Annotated in this window: 18 protein-coding genes; 12 read left to right on the plus strand and 6 right to left on the minus strand. The window is 71.9% G+C overall.

Annotated elements, in window-relative coordinates; translation table 11 throughout:
* Positions 1–2 precede the first annotated feature (2 nt).
* Positions 3–1,883 (minus strand): S41 family peptidase, encoded by a 1,881-nt coding sequence (locus AB0C26_RS39820; RefSeq protein WP_360258601.1) that lies wholly within the window; start codon positions 1,881–1,883, stop codon positions 3–5.
* Between the two features lie 65 nt (positions 1,884–1,948).
* On the opposite strand from AB0C26_RS39820, the gene AB0C26_RS39825 reads away from it, so the two are divergent.
* The 3 genes from AB0C26_RS39825 to AB0C26_RS39835 are packed head-to-tail and all read left to right on the plus strand — an operon-like array spanning position 1,949 to position 3,916.
* Complete coding sequence (locus tag AB0C26_RS39825; RefSeq protein ID WP_360258604.1) at positions 1,949–2,488, plus strand: hypothetical protein; 540 nt, start codon at positions 1,949–1,951, stop codon at positions 2,486–2,488.
* A gap of 13 nt (positions 2,489–2,501) precedes the next feature.
* A complete protein-coding gene (locus AB0C26_RS39830) occupies positions 2,502–3,410 on the plus strand; it encodes an endonuclease/exonuclease/phosphatase family protein (RefSeq protein WP_360258607.1) in 909 nt (302 codons plus the stop codon).
* A gap of 5 nt (positions 3,411–3,415) precedes the next feature.
* The gene (locus AB0C26_RS39835) at positions 3,416–3,916 is read left to right on the plus strand and encodes a hypothetical protein (RefSeq protein WP_360258610.1); all 501 of its coding nucleotides are present in this window, start codon (positions 3,416–3,418) and stop codon (positions 3,914–3,916) included.
* Here the strand turns inward: AB0C26_RS39835 and AB0C26_RS39840 are convergent.
* Positions 3,905–4,912 (minus strand): LacI family DNA-binding transcriptional regulator, encoded by a 1,008-nt coding sequence (locus tag AB0C26_RS39840; protein WP_360258613.1) that lies wholly within the window; start codon positions 4,910–4,912, stop codon positions 3,905–3,907. The genes AB0C26_RS39835 and AB0C26_RS39840 overlap by 12 nt on opposite strands.
* Before the next feature lie 149 nt (positions 4,913–5,061).
* Here AB0C26_RS39840 and AB0C26_RS39845 point away from each other — a divergent pair, with 149 nt between their 5' ends.
* The 8 genes from AB0C26_RS39845 (at position 5,062) to AB0C26_RS39880 (ending at position 12,802) form a co-directional block, all read left to right on the plus strand.
* On the plus strand, positions 5,062–6,213 hold the full coding sequence (locus AB0C26_RS39845; protein WP_360258616.1) for a Gfo/Idh/MocA family oxidoreductase: 1,152 nt from the start codon (positions 5,062–5,064) through the stop codon (positions 6,211–6,213).
* Positions 6,210–7,298, plus strand: a complete 1,089-nt coding sequence (locus tag AB0C26_RS39850; protein ID WP_360258619.1) for a DUF993 family protein — start codon at positions 6,210–6,212, stop codon at positions 7,296–7,298. Before AB0C26_RS39845 ends, AB0C26_RS39850 begins: the two co-directional genes overlap by 4 nt.
* Positions 7,295–8,092, plus strand: a complete 798-nt coding sequence (locus tag AB0C26_RS39855) for a sugar phosphate isomerase/epimerase family protein (protein ID WP_360258622.1) — start codon at positions 7,295–7,297, stop codon at positions 8,090–8,092. The genes AB0C26_RS39850 and AB0C26_RS39855 overlap by 4 nt, the downstream gene beginning before the upstream one ends.
* Positions 8,089–8,778 carry a DUF6807 family protein gene (locus AB0C26_RS39860; protein WP_360258625.1) on the plus strand — a complete coding sequence of 230 codons (690 nt, stop codon included), beginning with the start codon at positions 8,089–8,091 and terminating at the stop codon, positions 8,776–8,778. Before AB0C26_RS39855 ends, AB0C26_RS39860 begins: the two co-directional genes overlap by 4 nt.
* A complete protein-coding gene (locus tag AB0C26_RS39865) occupies positions 8,768–9,301 on the plus strand; it encodes a histidine phosphatase family protein (RefSeq protein ID WP_360258628.1) in 534 nt (177 codons plus the stop codon). The genes AB0C26_RS39860 and AB0C26_RS39865 overlap by 11 nt, the downstream gene beginning before the upstream one ends.
* 284 nt (positions 9,302–9,585) lie before the next feature.
* Complete coding sequence (locus AB0C26_RS39870) at positions 9,586–10,704, plus strand: pectinesterase family protein (protein ID WP_360258631.1); 1,119 nt, start codon at positions 9,586–9,588, stop codon at positions 10,702–10,704.
* A 101-nt stretch (positions 10,705–10,805) separates the two neighbouring features.
* Complete coding sequence (locus tag AB0C26_RS39875) at positions 10,806–12,134, plus strand: polysaccharide lyase family 1 protein (protein WP_360258634.1); 1,329 nt, start codon at positions 10,806–10,808, stop codon at positions 12,132–12,134.
* A gap of 50 nt (positions 12,135–12,184) precedes the next feature.
* Entirely contained in the window at positions 12,185–12,802 is a 618-nt protein-coding gene (locus AB0C26_RS39880) for an NAD(P)-binding domain-containing protein (protein ID WP_360258637.1), read from the plus strand.
* On the opposite strand, the gene AB0C26_RS39885 is transcribed toward AB0C26_RS39880, so the two are convergent.
* Together AB0C26_RS39885 and AB0C26_RS39890 are read right to left on the minus strand one after the other, a co-directional pair.
* Positions 12,799–13,515 carry a zf-HC2 domain-containing protein gene (locus AB0C26_RS39885; protein WP_360258640.1) on the minus strand — a complete coding sequence of 239 codons (717 nt, stop codon included), beginning with the start codon at positions 13,513–13,515 and terminating at the stop codon, positions 12,799–12,801. The two genes, AB0C26_RS39880 and AB0C26_RS39885, sit on opposite strands and share 4 nt — an antisense overlap.
* Positions 13,512–14,045: a sigma-70 family RNA polymerase sigma factor gene (locus AB0C26_RS39890; RefSeq protein ID WP_360258643.1), complete on the minus strand. Its 534-nt coding sequence runs from the start codon at positions 14,043–14,045 to the stop codon at positions 13,512–13,514. The genes AB0C26_RS39885 and AB0C26_RS39890 overlap by 4 nt, the downstream gene beginning before the upstream one ends.
* 215 nt (positions 14,046–14,260) lie before the next feature.
* On the opposite strand from AB0C26_RS39890, the gene AB0C26_RS39895 reads away from it, so the two are divergent.
* Positions 14,261–15,106 (plus strand): hypothetical protein, encoded by an 846-nt coding sequence (locus AB0C26_RS39895; protein WP_360258646.1) that lies wholly within the window; start codon positions 14,261–14,263, stop codon positions 15,104–15,106.
* A 55-nt stretch (positions 15,107–15,161) separates the two neighbouring features.
* Here the strand turns inward: AB0C26_RS39895 and AB0C26_RS39900 are convergent, their stop codons facing one another.
* Entirely contained in the window at positions 15,162–15,773 is a 612-nt protein-coding gene (locus AB0C26_RS39900; protein ID WP_360258649.1) for a DUF998 domain-containing protein, read from the minus strand.
* Between the two features lie 241 nt (positions 15,774–16,014).
* On the minus strand, positions 16,015–16,308 hold the full coding sequence (locus tag AB0C26_RS39905; protein WP_360258652.1) for a GNAT family protein: 294 nt from the start codon (positions 16,306–16,308) through the stop codon (positions 16,015–16,017).

Consider the following 16,308-nt stretch of genomic DNA (forward strand, 5'->3'; position numbering starts at 1 on the left):
GGTTAATCACCCAGGGTCCGCCGCAATCGCAGGCCCGGGGCCTTGCGGACGAAGGTGCGCAGGGCGACCAGCTCACCCCGGTCGAAGCCGAGGATCCGGACCTCCCGGCCGCCGGTGGCTCCGGGGATCTCCAGGGGGCCCTCGCCGCCGCCCAGGTCGGTGGTGCAGCGCGGGCGGCCGTCCACGACGACGTCGGCCCGGTCGACCCCGGCGGTCGCGAACGAGGCGGTCAGCCGGCCGTCCACCTCGGCCAGCTCGACGTCGAAGTGGCGCCGGGGCAGCTCGTCGAGCAGCTTGAGCGCCTCGGCGAACAGGTCGGCGTCGTCCTCGAGCACGTCGCGCCGGGTCGGACGGTGCAGCGTGCGGGGCACGACGCCGTAGTCCTCGAGCGGGGTGCCGGCGTTCGGTCCGACCCGCAGCACTCGGCGGATCACCAGCGACAGGCCGGCGCCGTGCGGGAGCGGCTTGTACGGCGAATCTCCGTCGGGCAGCCGGGCCAGCAGGTCACCCAGCTGCCAGATGTTGCCGCCGCCGGCGCCGGTGTTGTTGTCGACGCCCAGGACCAGGCCGATGCCGTTGTCCTGGAAGCCGGCCGCGAAGATGTCGGCCGCCGAGTAGCAGCGGGCGTCGGTGAGCAGGACGATCGGCCCGAAGTAGGACTGCGGGACGACCTCCAGCATGTCGCGCCCGGTGAGCGGGATGCCGGCCGAGTAGAGGGCGCCCGAGTCGATCGCCTGATCGAGCGACTTGCGCCAGGGCTCCAACTGGTCGTTCCGCCGGGCGATCCGCAGATTGAGCGGGGTGGCCGCGAACTGAGCCGGCTCCGGCTCGACCGGGCGGGCGACCAGCGCCTGCAGGCACATCTCGGAGGCGAGCACGGCGCCGCCGCCGTTGCCGCGGATGTCGAGCACCAGGCCGTCGGGGGGCAGCAGGCCGAGCAGGCGGATGAACTCACGGACGAAGCCGAGCACGCCGCTGCCGGTCGGCAGGAACGTGCGGATCCGCAGGTGCCCGACGACGCGGTCGCCCACCGGCACCCGGCGCGCCTCGAAGACGGTCGGCGCCTCGGAGGGGATGCCCGGGCCGGCCGAGTCGCCGGCCAGCGCCTCCGGCGCGAACAGGGCGGCGCGCAGCCAGGCCAGCTGGGCGCCCTCGGCGTCGACGCCGAGCGGGGTGCCGACCTCGGCGGCCGGCCCCTCGGCGGTGGTGGCGATCGGCACCACGCTCCACACCTGACGGGTCTCCCGCTCCTGCCCGTCCCGGTCGACGTACCGGATGATGACCCAGTCCTCGTCGGGCGGGGGCCCGAAAGCGAGCGAGCGCACGGTGAACATGCTGACCGCGCGGGCGTGCCGGGCCTCCGGGTTGGCGCCCGGCAGACACTCGGCGAACCGTTCGACGGCGCGGTGGATCGGCACGCCGTTCCAATGGGTCACCTCGGCCCCGAAACCGAACGGCCCGTCGCCGAGCTCCGCCGTCGACCGCCCGACCAGGTACCGGTGGCGGCCGTCCTCGACGAACTCCTTGAGCAGGAAGGGCAGGTACGCGCCGGCGCCGTTGAACGGCTCCGGCAGCGTGTACCGGGTGTGCAGGTCACGCAGCGAGTTGAAGATGGCGACGAGCTCCTCGTGCAGCCGCCACTCGCGGCCCGGGTCGTCCTCCTGCCGGGCCAGGCGCTGGTCGAGGAGCCGGAGCCGCTGCAACGGGTTGATGCCGTAGCGGGCCACCTTGAACCCCAGCAGCGCGTAGTTGCTCTCGAGGATCAGCAGGGCCTGCCGCACGATGAGCCGCCGCTCGTCGAGCGTGAGTTTCCCGATCTCGTTGCCCGCGAGGAAGTCCGGAAGCGACACGGTCGCGGGGAGAGCGCTGTCCGCCTGCGTCATCGCCCCAGCGTAGGGCCGTTACGGCCGCTAGGATCCTGTCCGATCAACGACCCTGGGGGGCTGACGTGCTGTCCGATCGCCACGCGTGCGTCGCCGCCGGCCTGGGGTGCACCCGCCGCCTCGACCGTTCCTGCCGCGCCCCCGAGATCTGCCTGCGGGATCCGGCCGGCGAGGGCGGCCGGGAGGGCCCGGTGCCGGGCGGCTGCGACACCTTCACCGACGGCCGCGGCCGGTGGATCCGCTTCACCGCCGACAACCGCCACCGGTCCGTCTTCTCCGATGGGCGCCTCTGGGTCGACGGGACGCCGGTCGGCGAGGACCACACCATGGATCCGTGCGGGTGGTGGCTCGGCAACCGTTTCTACGTCGCGCAGGCCGACGGGCCGGACGACCACCCGGCCCAGGACTACACGATGGGTTACCTGGTCACCACGATCAACTCGCTGGTCGTCTACGACGCGGACCGCGCGATCGAACACGTCTTCGACCCCGCCCCGGACGAGCACTGGACCGACCCGCGCGCCGAGTGGGCCGACGGCGCTCTGCACCTCCGGCCGCGCCCGGCGGCCCCGGCCGACCGCGTCATCCCGCTTGCGCGGCCCTGAGAGCATTCGTGCGGTGCGGGGTTACTTGATCATCGCGATGTCCGTGCTGCTGGCCGCCGTACTGGCCCGGCACCGCTGGGTGCCCGGCTTCGGCCTGCGACTGGGCAGCCTGCTGGAGACCTTCCTCCCGTGGCTGGGCCTGGCCGTCCCCGTGCTGGCCGCCCTGGCGTGGTGGCGGCGCCCGCGGATCGCGCTGCCGGCCGTCCTGCTGCCCCTGATCGCCTGGTTCGCGGTGTTCGGCGCCTATCTGGTGCCCACCCGCGACGACTCGGCCGGCCTGATCGCCGTCCAGCACAACGCCAGCGACGAGAACAGCGACCCGGCCGGCACCGCCCGCGCCCTGATGGCCGCCGAACCGGACCTCATCGCCCTGGAGGAGGTGACGTTCCCGGCGGTCACCGAGTACGAGACGACGCTGGCGCCCGCCTATCCCCACCACAGCGTCCAGGGCACGGTGGGCCTGTGGTCCCGGTACCCGCTGACCGAGGCCGCCCCGGTCGACATCCGCCCGGCCGGCTTCGGCCCCGACTGGAACCGCGGCCTCCGGGCGGTGGCCCAGACCCCGCAGGGCCCGATCGCCGTCTACGTGGCTCACCTGCCGTCGGTCCGCATGGACGTCTCCGGCCTGGACTCCGCCCCACGGGACGAGAGCGCCACGAGACTGGGCTCCTTGCTGGAATCCGAACCGCTGCCGCGCGTCATCGTCCTGGGCGACCTCAACAGCACGGTCCAGGACCGCGGCCTCGCCCCTGTCCTGGACCACGTGACGACGTCCCGCGACTTCGCCTTCAGCTTTCCCGCCCGCTTCCCGATCGCCCGCATCGACCAGATCCTGGCCCGCGACCTGAGGGTGACCGGCCTTCGCACGCTGCCGAAGACCGGAAGCGACCACTTGCCGATCCTCGCCCGGATACGGGGATAGCGCCCATGCGCTCGATCCGGTGGGCCGCCCCGCTTCTCCTCGGCCTGGCCGCCTGCTCGCCCGGCCGGCCCGAGGAGCAGCCGCGCCTGATCACCTGCGTCGACGAGGAGGCCCACGGCCGGGCCACCGCCGCCCCGGCCCAGAACGACCTGACCGTCGGCCCGGTCACCTGGCCGGGGCTGAGGAGCTGGGCGGCCGCCGACCCGGACGACTTCGCCGGCGGTCAACCCGGCCACTACAAAGTCGGCATCGTGGTCAAGGCGGCCACCACCGTCACAGTGTCGATCGCCGGCCCGGCCCGCCTCACCTACGGTCAGCGCGCCGGGTACAGCCCAGCGTCGTCGATCACGTTCCAGGCCTGCGACGACTTCGACACCGTGTACTTCGGCGGCTTCCACGCCCCCGAGCGCACGTGCGTTCCCGTCACCGTCGAGGAGCGGGGCGAGCCGCCGGTCCGAGCGACCGTCTCCTTCTTCGCCGGCCCGTGCGCCGGATCATCGGGGTAGCTGGTCGCGGGGCCAGGTGCTGTCGCGCAGGATCAGCTCGGCCGGGACGTGTTCGACGCGGGGGGCGTCGCCGGCGGCCGGGTCGAGGGCCAGCGTCATCGCCCGCTCGCCCAGCTCGGTCAACGGCAGGCGGACCGAGGTCAGGGCCGGGGTCACGTCGCGGGCGATGGGCATGTCGTCGAAGCCGACGACGCTGATGTGGCGGCCGGCCGTGCGCATGGCGGCCAGGGCGCCGACGGCCATCGAGTCGTTCAGGGCGGCGATCGCCGTCAGGGACGGGTCGTCGGCCAGCAGCTTTCCGGTGATGGCCTCGCCGCCGTCGCGGGTGAAGTCGGAGTGGGTCACGTGGATGGTGGCGCCGTGTTCGGTGGCGGCCCGGTGCAGGCCGGCCAGGCGGTCGACCGTCGTGGTCAGGGACGGCGGGCCGGCGATGGCGGCGATCGTGGTGTGGCCCAGTTCGCACAGGTGCTTGCCGGCCAGGTAGCCACCCTCCTCGTTGGCGGGCAGGACCGCGTCGCCGGGGTGCTGGTGGCGGCCGATCACGGCTATCCGGCCGCCGGTGGCCTCGAAGGCGCGCATGCGGTCGTCCAGCTCGGAGGCGGCCGCGCTGTCCAGGTAGCCCGAGCCGGCGATGACGATGGCCGCGACCTGGTGGGCGTGGAGCAGGTCGATGTACTCCATCTCGCGGCCGGGGTCGCGGAAGCTGTTGCAGATGATGACCAGGCGGCCGTTCGCCGTCGCCACCCGTTGCAGACCGCGGGTGATCTCGGCGAAGTAGGGGTCGGAGACGTCGTGGACGATGACGCCGACGGCGTTGCGGTTCGAGCGGGCCAGCATCTGGGCGTGCGCGTTGGGCACGTAGCGCAGCTCGGCCACCGCGGCCAGCACCCGGGCCCGCAGCTGTTCGGTGACCGGTTTCGGGCTGCCGTTGATGATGCGGGACGCCGTCGCGGTCGACACTCCGGCGTGGCGCGCGACATCGGCCAGGGTTGCCATAAGCCTCCTCAGGACGACGACAGACCACGACGGCACCGACAGTTGCCCGGAGGATACCGCCCGCGCTCTTGCCCGGTCGGCAGCACGCCGAGTACGGTCTCAGGAAAGCGCTTACCTCAGGACTTTTCAAGGCCCCGGAGGCAACCAGCATGGATCGAACCACCATCGGCATCGTCATGAACGGCGTCACCGGCCGGATGGGCCTGCGGCAGCACCTGATCCGCTCGATCCTCGCGATCCGCGAGGACGGGGGTCTGCCGCTGCGCGACGGCACCGTGCTCTGGCCCGAGCCGATCCTCGCCGGGCGCAGCGAGGCCAAGCTCCGCGCGCTGGCCGACCGGCACGGTCTCACACAGTGGACGACCGACGTGCCGGGCGCGCTCGCCCGGCCCGACGTCCACGTCTACTTCGACGCCCAGGTCACCAGCGCCCGGGTGAAGGCGCTGCGGCAGGCCATCGAGGCCGGCAAGCACGTCTACACCGAGAAGCCGGTGGCGGAAAGCCTCGAGGAGGCGGTCGAGCTGGCCCGGTTCGCCGACGCGGCCGGGGTCAAGCACGGCGTGGTGCAGGACAAGCTCTTCCTGCCGGGCCTGCGCAAGCTCGCGCGGCTGGTGCAGGGGGGTTTCTTCGGGCGCGTCCTCTCCGTACGCGGGGAATTCGGTTATTGGGTCTTCGAGGGCGACTGGCAGTCCGCACAGCGGCCGTCCTGGAACTACCGGTCGGCCGACGGCGGCGGCATCACGCTCGACATGTTCCCGCATTGGCACTACGTGCTCGAGCAGATCTTCGGGCCGGTACGGGCGGTGACCGCCCGCTCGGTGACCCACATCGACCGCCGGTGGGACGAGAACGGCGCGGCGTACGACGCGACAGCCGACGACGCGGTGTACGGGCTGTTCGAGCTCGACGGCGGTGTCGTGGCTCAGATCAACAGCTCCTGGGCGGTCCGGGTCAACCGCGACGAGCTGGTGGAGTTCCAGGTCGACGGCACGCACGGCAGCGCGGTGGCCGGCCTGCACCACTGCCGCGTCCAGCCGCGCGCGGCCACCCCGAAGCCGGTCTGGGACCCCGATGTGCCGACGGCGCAACGCTTCCGCGACCAGTGGCAGCAGGTGCCCGACAACGAGGTTTTCGCCAACGGGTTCCGCGCTCAATGGGAGCAGTTCCTGTTGTACGTCGCCGAGGACGCCCCCTACACCGGCGACCTGTGGGCGGGCGCGCGCGGTGTGCAGGTGGCCGAGCTGGGCCTTCGGTCCTCGCGTGAGGGCCGGCGCCTCGAGATCCCGGAGCTCGACCGATGATCTTCAGCGGGCGCGGCGCGGAATTCCGGCAGAAACGAGGTTTCCGATCTCGGATCGCCTATGCGGCCGCGCCGGTGACCGCGGATCCCACCGCTGAGAACATCCCGGGCGCGCCGGCCCACCTTGACTGGGACACCACGCTTCGGTTCCGGCATCACTTGTGGGATCACGGTTTCGGCGTGGCCGAAGCCATGGACACCGCGCAGCGAGGAGCCGGTCTCGATTACGCGGCCACCCGCGAGCTGATCAGGCGGAGCGCCGCCGAGGCCACCGGCCCCATCGTCGCCGGCGTGGGCACCGACCAGCTCCCGGCCGGGCCGGCCACCATCGACGACATCACGAAGGCGTACCTGGAACAGCTGAGCGACGTCCGCCAGGCCGGCGCCACCCCGGTCATCATGTGCTCCCGGCACCTCGCCGCGGCCGCTCGGGACGCCGACGACTACCGCCGCGTCTACGGCGAGCTGCTGTCCCAATCGGACGGACCGGTCCTGCTTCATTGGCTGGGCGAGGCTTTCGACCCGCTGCTGGCCGGCTACTGGGGTGGCGACGACACCGTTCTCGACATCATCCAGGAGCACGCGGCGAGGATCGAGGGCATCAAAATCTCGTTGCTGGACGCGGATTACGAGGTCGAGCTCCGCCGCCGGCTTCCCGAGGGTGTCCGCATGTACACCGGCGACGACTTCAACTACCCGTCCCTCATCCTCGGCGACGACCAGGGCCACTCCGAGGCCCTGCTGGGCGTCCTGGCCGTGATCGCCCCACCCGCGGCGGCGGCGTTCCGGGCGCTCGACGAGGGGGACGTCACGGCGTACGAGCAAATCCTCTCTCCGACCCTGCCGTTGGCCCGGCACCTGTTCGCGGCGCCGACCTACCACTACAAGACCGGCATCGTCTTCCTCAACTGGCTGGCCGGCCACCAGGACCACTTCACGATGGTCGGCGGCGCGCAGTCCGGGCGCTCACCGCGGCACCTGCTCGCGCTGATGCGGCTGGCCGACGAGGCCGGCATCCTGCCCGACGCCGACCTCGCCACGCACCGCGCCGGCGCCTGGCTGACGACCGTGGGGATGAGCCGATGAAAGGGTTCTCGCTGAATCAGGCCACCACCAAGCGGTGGCCCCTGGAGGATCTGGTCGCCGGTTGTGTGGCCGCCGGCGTGGCCGCGGTCGGGCTCTGGCGCGAGGACGTGGCCGCGTACGGCCTGGAAAAGACCGCCGAGCTCGTGCGGGACGCCGGTTTGACCGTGTCGTCGCTGTGCCGCGGCGGCTTCCTCCACGAGGCCGGCTGGTACGACGAGAACCGGCGCGCCATCGACGAGGCGGCCGCGCTCGGCACCGACACGCTCGTGCTCGTCAGCGGCGGCCTGCCCGGCACCAGCCGCGACCTCGACGGCGCCCGGCGGCACGTCGGCGACGCGATCGGCGCGCTCGTGCCGGACGCCCGCGACGCCGGTGTGCGGCTGGCCATCGAGCCGCTGCACCCGATGTTCTGTTCCGACCGCTGCGTGGTCTCCACTTTGGACCAGGCGCTGCAACTGGCCGCGCCCTATCCGGTCGAGGCGGTCGGCGTCGTCATCGACACGTACCACCTGTGGTGGGACGACAAGGTGTGGCAGGGAATCGCCGACGCCGGCCCGCGGATCGCCGCCTTCCAGCTCGCCGACTGGATCACCCCGCTGCCCGAGGGCGTGCTGCTCGGCCGCGGCCTGCCCGGCACCGGATCGGTGGACATGCGCCGCTTCCACCGCGCGGTGTCCGAGGCCGGGTACGACGGCTGGGTCGAGGTCGAGGTCTTCCACGAGGACGTGTGGTCACGGCCGGGGGCCGAGGTGCTGGCCGAGGCGTACGAGGGATACCGGGCGGCCGTCTCGTGAACCTGTACGACTACGTCACCGAGCCGGACCTCGACATCCGGCTCGGCCCCCGGCCGTACCTGCACCCGGTCCGCACCCTGGCCGGAACGGTCGTCACCGACGCGCTGCCGTTCGACCACCCGTGGCACCTGGGCGCCTCCCTCACCATGGCCGACGTGAACGGCTGGAACCTGTGGGGCGGCCGCACCTTCGTCGACGGCGAGGGCTACGTCTGGCGCGAGGACCACGGCCGCATCCGCCACCTCACCCCGGAGGACCTGGTCTGGGAGGACGGCGAGGGCCGCACGCTGCTGACCGAGCGCCGGCGGATCGCCGCGACCGCTTCGGCTGACGGCTGGGAGCTTTCCTTCTCGTACGCCTTGACGGCCCCCCACGAGGTCACCCTGGGCAGTCCGGCCACGAACGGCCGCACCGGGGGCGCCGGATACGGCGGGTTCTTCTGGCGCTGCCCGCCCGGCCAGGCGGTCGCGTCGGCCGAGAACGGCAGCGCCGACCCGGCGCTGACGCTGACCACCGACTCCTACCGCCTCACGTTCACCGGCCTGCGCGACGCCGACCGCTGGTTCCTGCGCACCGACGACTACATCGGCGTCTGCGCGGCCCTGGCCTACACCGACCCGCTCGTCATCCCGGCCGGGGAGACCATTCACCGCGACATTCGGGTACGCATAGAGGATGTCCACTGAGATCGTCTTCGAGACCCACTCCTGGAGCGAGGACAACGACCGGGGCTACGCCACGGGCTGGCTCCCCGGCCGCCTGTCCGCACAGGGCCGCACCTTCGCGGCCGAGTTGGGCGCCCGCCGCCGCGACGACGGCATAGCCGCCGTCTTCACTTCCGACCTGCGCCGAGCCACCGAGACAGCCGAGATCGCCTTCGGCGACTCCCCCATCCCCGTCCTGTACGACTGGCGCCTGCGAGAGTGCGACTACGGCACCCTGAACGGCACACCAGCCGCCACCCTCCACAAAGGGGACCACCTGGACGTCCCGTTCCCCGGCGGCGAGAGCTGGCGTCAGGCGGTCCACCGCAACGGCCGTTTCCTGTCCGACGTCCCGACCCGCTGGAACGACACCCGCATCCTCGTCATCGGCCACGTCGCCACCCGCTGGTCCCTCGACCACCTGATCAACGGCATCCCGCTGGAAGAGCTGGCCGCCACCGACTTCGCCTGGCGCGAAGGCTGGGAGTACCGCCTGAGCGGCTAGGTTCCGCGCGCGGACGAGCACACGTTCGGGGCTGTCATCGCGGCGGGCCGACGGATCGTCCGAGATCCCGATCGGCTGGCGGCGTTTCGGCGGGATCACCCGGAGCTGAGCCGCCCGGAGCCTCACGGAGCCGCTTGTTGCAGATCATGGCCCTCATCTGGGGCTATCCAGAGGTGCTGGCCGGATCGTTTGCAGGAATGGCGATACTCATTGACGTTCGCCTATCGACTTGCCTAGCGTGCCGTCAGGAAAGCCCTTACCTCAGGCGATGTGGAAGGTGCGGCATGCGCAGACGGACGTTTCTTCGGCTCTCGGCCGGCGCGATCACGGTCAGCTCGGCCGGCGCGGTCGCGGCCGGAGCCACCAGTGCGGTCGCGGCCGGGTCGACCGGCGCGGTCGCGGCCGGGTCGAGCGGCGCGGTCGCGGCCGGGTCGGGCGGTGCGGCCGCGGGCCGCATCATCGTGGCGGCCGACGGGTCCGGGGACTTCGCCTCGGTTCAGGCGGCCGTGGACGCGGCGCCCGGCGGTGAGGTCGTCATCGGGGTGCGGCCCGGTATCTATCACGGGCAGGTGGTGATTCCGGCCGGCAAGCCGGGGATTCGGCTGTACGGGCTGGGGCGGCGGCCGCAGGACGTGGTGATCGCCGACGATCGGGCCAACGGGACGCCGCGGCCGGACGGGGGCACCTGGGGGACGACCGGCAGCGCCTCGGTGACGGTCGACGGGGACGGGTTCCGGGCGCGGAATCTGACGTTCGCCAACCTGTTCGACGAGGCGGCCCACCCGGAGATCACCAACCGGCAGGCGGTCGCGGTGCTGACCCGGGCCGATCGGGTGGAGTTCCGGGAGGTGCGGTTCCTCGGCAACCAGGACACGCTCTACGTGAACAGCGCCGGCGCGGCGACTATCGCCCGGGCCTACTTCCGGGACTGCTCCGTGGAGGGCGACGTCGACTTCATCTTCGGGCGGGCCACCGCGGTCTTCGAGCGCTGCCGGATCCACTCTCTCGACCGCGCCTCGACCCCGGCCGGCTACGTGACCGCGCCCAGCACCTCGCTCACGAACCCGCACGGGCTGCTCTTCACCCGTTCCCGGTTCACCTCGGACGCGCCCGCCGGTTCGGTCTTCCTCGGGCGGCCGTGGCATCCGAGCAACGACCCGGCGGCGATCGGCCAGACCGTCATCCGCGAGTCGTACCTCGGCGCCCACATCGGCGCCGCCGCCTGGAGCGACTTCGGCATCTGGCCCTGGCGCGACGCCCGTTTCGGCGAATTCCGCAACTACGGGCCGGGCGCGATCGCCGGCCCCGACCGTCCTCAGCTCACCCGGGACGAGGCCGCCGCGAACACGCCGGCCGCCTTCCTGCGCGGCGCGGACGGCTGGGCCCCCGATCTCTGCAAATAACCTGCGTCACTGAATCCATTGACGACCATCACCGCTCGTGGGAGCGTCGCAGGCAAGCGCTTTCCTGCACCTCAACGCGCCGACCGCCGCCAGGAGATGCCATGCACAGACCCACCGCCGTCGCCGGCCTAGCCCTCCTCCTGACCCTCGGCGCCGCGCCGCCGGCCGTCGCGCACGGCCATGGTCCGGTGCCGAGGGCCGCGCTCGAACTGGCGCGCCAGACGCTGGCCGCCGACGACGGCTGGGCGGCCGCCGGAACCGGGACCAGCGGTGGGGCGGCGGCCGACGACGCGCACGTCTCGGTCGTCCGCAACCGGGCCGAGCTGATCACGGCGCTGGGCGGGGACGCGGCCACGAACGGGCAGAACGCCACGCCGAAGATCGTTTTCGTCAGTGGGCGGATCGATCTGCGGGAGGGCAAGAGCTGCGACGACTTCGCCGATCCGGCGTACGACCTCGACGCGTTCCTCGCCGCCTACGACCCGGCTGTCTGGGGGCGGACCGCCAAGCCGTCCGGGCCGCTGGAGGACGCCCGGGTGCGGTCGGCCCGCGTACAGGGGGAGCAAATCAAGATCAACGTCGGGAGCAACACCACGATCATCGGCCTCAACGGGGCCCGGCTCGACCACGGCAGCCTGGTGCTCACCAACGTCGGCAACGTGATCGTACGGAACCTGGAGGTCACCGACGCCGCCGACTGCTTCCCGGCCTGGGACCCCACCGACTCCTCGGCCGGGAACTGGAACTCGCTCTACGACCTGGTGTCGCTCAGCGGCGCCACCAACGTCTGGCTCGACCACAACACGTTCAGCGACGGCAACAACCACGACGCCGCCCAGCCCCTGTACTTCGGGCGGCCCTACCAGGTACACGACGGGGCCACCGACGTCATCCGCGGGTCCGACCTGGTCACCGTCTCGTGGAACGACTACTACGACCACGACAAGACCATGCTGATCGGCTCCACCGACAACCCGGGCGCCGACGTCGGCAAGCTGCGCGTCACCGTGCACCACAACCGGTTCGGCAACGTCGTCCAGCGGGCCCCGCGCGTACGGTTCGGTCAGGTCGACGTCTACGACAACCTCTACGTGGCGACCGACGAGGAGTACATCTACTCCCTCGGGGTGGGCGTCGAGTCGAGCATCTACGCCGAGAACAACTACTTCCGGCTCAGCGCCGACATCGCACCGGCCGACGTCATCGCGTACTGGAAGGGCACCCGCATCACCACGCTGGGGAATCTGGTGCAGGTCTCCGGGCGTACGCCCAAGCCGGTCGACCTCGTCGGCGCCTACAACGCCGCCTACGACCCGGACCTCGACCCGGACGCCGGCTGGACCCCTACACTGCGTCCCCGTCTCGACCCGGCCTGGGCCGTCCCGGTGCTGGTGGGGGCGGGAGCCGGCATCCGGCGGCTGTACCGCTGAAATTGCCGGTTCCCCCCTCCTGCGTCGATTCGGCGAGGCACCCTGTTTCCATGCACATCGGCGTCATCGGAGCAGGTCAGCTCGGCGCAACGCTCGCCGAGTGGTGCGCGGAGAGCGGCCACGACGTAGCGGTCACGTCACGGCATCCGGAACGGCTGGGCGACGTGGTCGACCATCTCGGCGGCCACGGCGCCGCCATGGGAGTCGCGGAGGCGGTGTCATTCGCCGACGTGGTCCTGTTCGCCCCTCCGTGGGAGACCGCGCACGAGGCGATCGAACTGGCCGGCGACGGGCTCATCGGCAAGATCGTCATCGACGCGACGAACCCGGTCGGCCCCATTCTCGACGGGGCGCCGAGCGGCTTCGAGCAGCTCATCTCGTGGGCGCCGGAGGCGCACTGGGCCAAGGCGCTCAACACGCTGCCGGCCTCGGTGCTCAGCCACCGGCGCGGGCACGATCCGCTGCTGGCCGAGTTCGTCTGCACCGACCACACGGACGCCCGCAAGGCCACCACGCTGCTCATCCGGGACATGGGCTTCGCCCCGTTCTACGCGGGCGGCGCCAGCACCGCCCGGCTCACCGAGCCGGGCGGGCCGCTGCAGCACAACGCGGTCGACATCTTCGACGCGACCGACGTCCTCGCCGAAGCGATGACCGTCCTGCGTTAGACGGGGACGGTCACGAACTGCTTCCCGGTGGTGTTCACCACCCGTACCGAGGCGACGTCGGCCGGGTCGATCAGAGCGCTCCCGCTCAGCGTCGTCCCGTCGGCCTCGCCGGCGGGCGAGACCAGCCAGCTGCCCGCCACCGCGGGCGTGCCGTCCTGGCCGACCACTTCGAGCACGCATTTCTCGCCGGCCGGGATGCCGCCCACCGTCGCGCTGACCCGCACCCAGCCGGCGGCCGGGATCACCGTCGTCCGCATCGTCGCCCCGGTCGTGGCGTCGGTGGCCGAGCCCGTTCGCGCGCCGGCCGCGGCCGACGTCGTCGCCTGCGCGATCGGTTCCGTCGTGGGCGCCGTCTGCCGGCCCACCACCAGCCCGCCGGCCACCGCGACGGCCACGGCGACCGCGGCGATGCCCGTCACCGACGCCCACCGCCGCTTGCGCCGGCCGGCGCTCTCCGTCCGTACCTGCCGAAGCGTCCTCTGCAGCAGCAGGTCGGCGTCGTCGGGCGGGCCGTCGAGCAGCATCGCCTCGGGCACCTCGCCGAGCTGGGCCGACCACTCGCGCAGCGACTCGATCTCCGCGCGGCACTCGGCGCACGCGGCCAGGTGCTCGTCGGCCGCCGCCTTCTGCTCCGGCGTCAGCATCTCCATCAGATATCCGGCCAGGTCGACGTGGTCGTTGGTCGGGGGGTTCGCGCTCTCCGGCGCCGTCATGATGCCAACCGTTCCGTGCCGGCCTCGCGCAGGGCCCGCAACGCGTAGAAGGAGCGAGACTTGACAGTGCCGGGCGGGATGCCGAGCACTTCGGCGGCCTCGGCCACCGTGTTGCCGCGGAGATAGACCTGCTCGAGCACTTCACGGTGCTCGGTGGACAGCTTGCTCAGCGCGTCCACCACGACCATCGACGTCACGACCTGGTCGGCGTGGTCACCCTCGACGGCGGCGTCCGGCGGGCTTTCGCCCACCTCGGGGGGACGCCGGTTCCGGGCCCGGATCTGGTCCAGCACGATATTGCGTACGACCGTGAGCAGCCAGCCGCGCACGGAGCCCTTCCCGTTGTTCAGGCTGTCCGGGTGCCGCCAGGCGCGCACGAGCGCCTCCTGGACCACGTCCTCGGCGGCGGCGCGGTCTCTGGTCAGCTGCGTGGCGTACGCGAGCATGGCCCGGCCGTGTTCTTGGAACAAGGATCTGACCAGTGCTTCATCGGCCACCTCCCGGTGCGGTCTGGTTCTGCTGGACGGCATCCGTCTCTCTCCCCGCGGCACTGTCTCGCGCCGCTTCGTACGGGTCTGAAGTCGAAGACGACATCGATGAAAGTACTGTGCCGCGGCTACCGGGAGTACGCGGCGGGTGGCTCCCCGGATCAAGATTTTCCGGAAAGTGGCACAACCCGGTGAACCGTTCGGCGAGGGGGTGACGTGTGGAGGGCAATCGACGGTTCTCGACACGGGAGACAGCCATGATGAAGCGGAGCAGGACGATCTACGTCGCCGCCATGATCGCCGGGCTGGCGAGCGTGGCGGCCTGCGGCAACCAGGCCGGCAACTCCGCGGCCCCGGCGGCGGACGCGGTACCGGTGGCGGTGACGGGTTCCCAGGCGCCGCTCAACCCGCAGGGACCGGACCCCCAGCAGGACGACCTGGCCGGGGCCGGTCTCGAGCAGGCCGACGAGCAGCCCTCGGACGCCCCGCCCACCGCATCCGCTCCCCCTTCGGAGGAAGCCGGCGCGGGAGCGGCCGATGCCGCCGAGTCCGATGCCGCCGGCTCCGGCGCCGACTCCGGTGCCGCCGAGGAGCCCACCCCCGCGCCCTCCCCCACGGTGGCGAAGACGCAGAAGTGGGTCAAGATCTTCAGTGGCCCGTCCCAGCAGGACATCACCCCGCCGAAGTCGCGTACGGCCGGCAGCAAGGTGGTCGAGCTGAACGTGACCGAGGACGGCGGGATCGGCCCGCACGTGACCGACGGCGCCGGCCGCACGCTCTACCGCTTCGACAACGACACCAACAAGCCGCCGAAGTCCAACTGCAACGGCGACTGCGCGACCGCCTGGCCGCCGCTGCTCATCAAGTCGCCCGGCAAGATCTTCCCGGACGGCGTCGACCCGCAGATCGTCGGCTACGTGGAGCGTGCCGACGGCCACTGCCAGGTGACGATCAACGGCTGGCCGGTCTACTACTTCGTGGCCGACGCCAAGCCCGGCGACATCAACGGCCAGGGCCTGAACGGCAAGTGGTTCGCCATCAAGCCCGACGGCGGCAAGACCTCCAACACTCCGGCCAAGCCGAGCAGCACCACCACCAACTGAGCTTTTCACCCATCGGGGGTACGCCCGGTGATGGCACCCGCCATCACCGGGCGTGTCATGTGCGTCGCTTCCCGCCGGTGGTGAGAGCAGTGGTGACAGCGGTGCCGACCAGCCAGACGACCGCTTCGGCCAGCAGGAGGCGTTCCAGGGTCGCACCGAGGGTGCCACGACCGGCGAGGAGCATGGTCAGGCCGAGGGCGGCCCCGAGCGGGACGGTCAGCGCGACGCCGCCGGCGGCCAGCCCTTTGCGGGTGCGGTCCCCGGCGTACCACCACATGGCAGCCATGGCCGCGGCCAGCATCAGCATTCCGAGGATCGTGGCGGACGCGTGGACGACGTCGGCCGGCGTGGTCGGCTCGTACGGCGGGAGTGGGCACTGGTTCGTGCAGGGCACGACCCCCGAGACGGCGGCCAGACCGGCCGCAGCGAACAGGGCCGGCGAGGCGAGCGGGATCCGCACGGCGGCGCCGAGCAGGGCGACCCCGACGGCGAGAACGACCAGACCGGCGCGGTACGGGACGGCGTAGGGCACACCGGCGGTGCCGGCCTCACTGACATAGCCGGCCAGCCACGAGCCGGGCGCGGCAACAAGCGCGACCAGCATGGTGACAGCGCCTCCGGTGACGGCGAGTGCGGAGGCGACGGCGAGAAAACGCGTACGGATCATCCCCACCATCATGATCACTCAGGGCTTGCCGGTGGGCGGGCGGCCGGTCGGAGTGTGGTCGGGCCGACCCTCGACGACCGTTCCCCGGCCCCGCCGGAGCGCGCGGCCCTCCAGCGCTTCGCCGCCGCTGACAATCAGCCGTCTGGCTGCGGAGCGCGTGTTCCTTCCGAAGCCGTCGACGCCCTGCGAGCCCTCCTGCAAGATCCGGACCGCCAGACCCGCGGCCGCGCCGGCGTGTGGGTCAGCTGGGCCACTCGTGGGTGAGGATGGCGTAGAGGTCGGAGTCGCGCCAGCCGTCCCGCAGGAGGAGGGTTTCGCGGAGGCGGCCCTCGTGGGTCATGCCGAGCTTGGTGAGGACCCGGGCCGACGCGAGGTTTCGGGGGTCGCACGTGGCGTGGACGCGGTGGCGGCCGAACGTGTGGAAGGCCAGGTTCAGCAGGCGGGTGCAGACCTCCGGCAACTGGGCCCAGCTGTGGACCGCCGGGAAGTCGGCGGCGATGAGAGGGCGCAGGGCCACCATCCGTTCCTCGATCAC

The sequence above is a fragment of the Actinoplanes sp. NPDC048796 genome (assembly GCF_040650035.1).
Classification (GTDB): domain Bacteria; phylum Actinomycetota; class Actinomycetes; order Mycobacteriales; family Micromonosporaceae; genus Actinoplanes.

What these genes read in the sequence shown, in the direction of transcription:
- AB0C26_RS39820 (WP_360258601.1), bottom strand. Translation starts at nt 1,883, where the DNA reads ATGACGCAGGCGGACAGCGCTCTCCCCGCGACCGTGTCGCTTCCGGAC.
- AB0C26_RS39835 (WP_360258610.1), top strand. Translation starts at nt 3,416, where the DNA reads ATGCGCTCGATCCGGTGGGCCGCCCCGCTTCTCCTCGGCCTGGCCGCC.
- AB0C26_RS39840 (WP_360258613.1), bottom strand. Translation starts at nt 4,912, where the DNA reads ATGGCAACCCTGGCCGATGTCGCGCGCCACGCCGGAGTGTCGACCGCG.
- AB0C26_RS39845 (WP_360258616.1), top strand. Translation starts at nt 5,062, where the DNA reads ATGGATCGAACCACCATCGGCATCGTCATGAACGGCGTCACCGGCCGG.
- AB0C26_RS39850 (WP_360258619.1), top strand. Translation starts at nt 6,210, where the DNA reads ATGATCTTCAGCGGGCGCGGCGCGGAATTCCGGCAGAAACGAGGTTTC.
- AB0C26_RS39855 (WP_360258622.1), top strand. Translation starts at nt 7,295, where the DNA reads ATGAAAGGGTTCTCGCTGAATCAGGCCACCACCAAGCGGTGGCCCCTG.
- AB0C26_RS39865 (WP_360258628.1), top strand. Translation starts at nt 8,768, where the DNA reads ATGTCCACTGAGATCGTCTTCGAGACCCACTCCTGGAGCGAGGACAAC.
- AB0C26_RS39870 (WP_360258631.1), top strand. Translation starts at nt 9,586, where the DNA reads ATGCGCAGACGGACGTTTCTTCGGCTCTCGGCCGGCGCGATCACGGTC.
- AB0C26_RS39875 (WP_360258634.1), top strand. Translation starts at nt 10,806, where the DNA reads ATGCACAGACCCACCGCCGTCGCCGGCCTAGCCCTCCTCCTGACCCTC.
- AB0C26_RS39880 (WP_360258637.1), top strand. Translation starts at nt 12,185, where the DNA reads ATGCACATCGGCGTCATCGGAGCAGGTCAGCTCGGCGCAACGCTCGCC.
- AB0C26_RS39885 (WP_360258640.1), bottom strand. Translation starts at nt 13,515, where the DNA reads ATGACGGCGCCGGAGAGCGCGAACCCCCCGACCAACGACCACGTCGAC.
- AB0C26_RS39890 (WP_360258643.1), bottom strand. Translation starts at nt 14,045, where the DNA reads ATGCCGTCCAGCAGAACCAGACCGCACCGGGAGGTGGCCGATGAAGCA.
- AB0C26_RS39895 (WP_360258646.1), top strand. Translation starts at nt 14,261, where the DNA reads ATGATGAAGCGGAGCAGGACGATCTACGTCGCCGCCATGATCGCCGGG.
- AB0C26_RS39900 (WP_360258649.1), bottom strand. Translation starts at nt 15,773, where the DNA reads ATGATCCGTACGCGTTTTCTCGCCGTCGCCTCCGCACTCGCCGTCACC.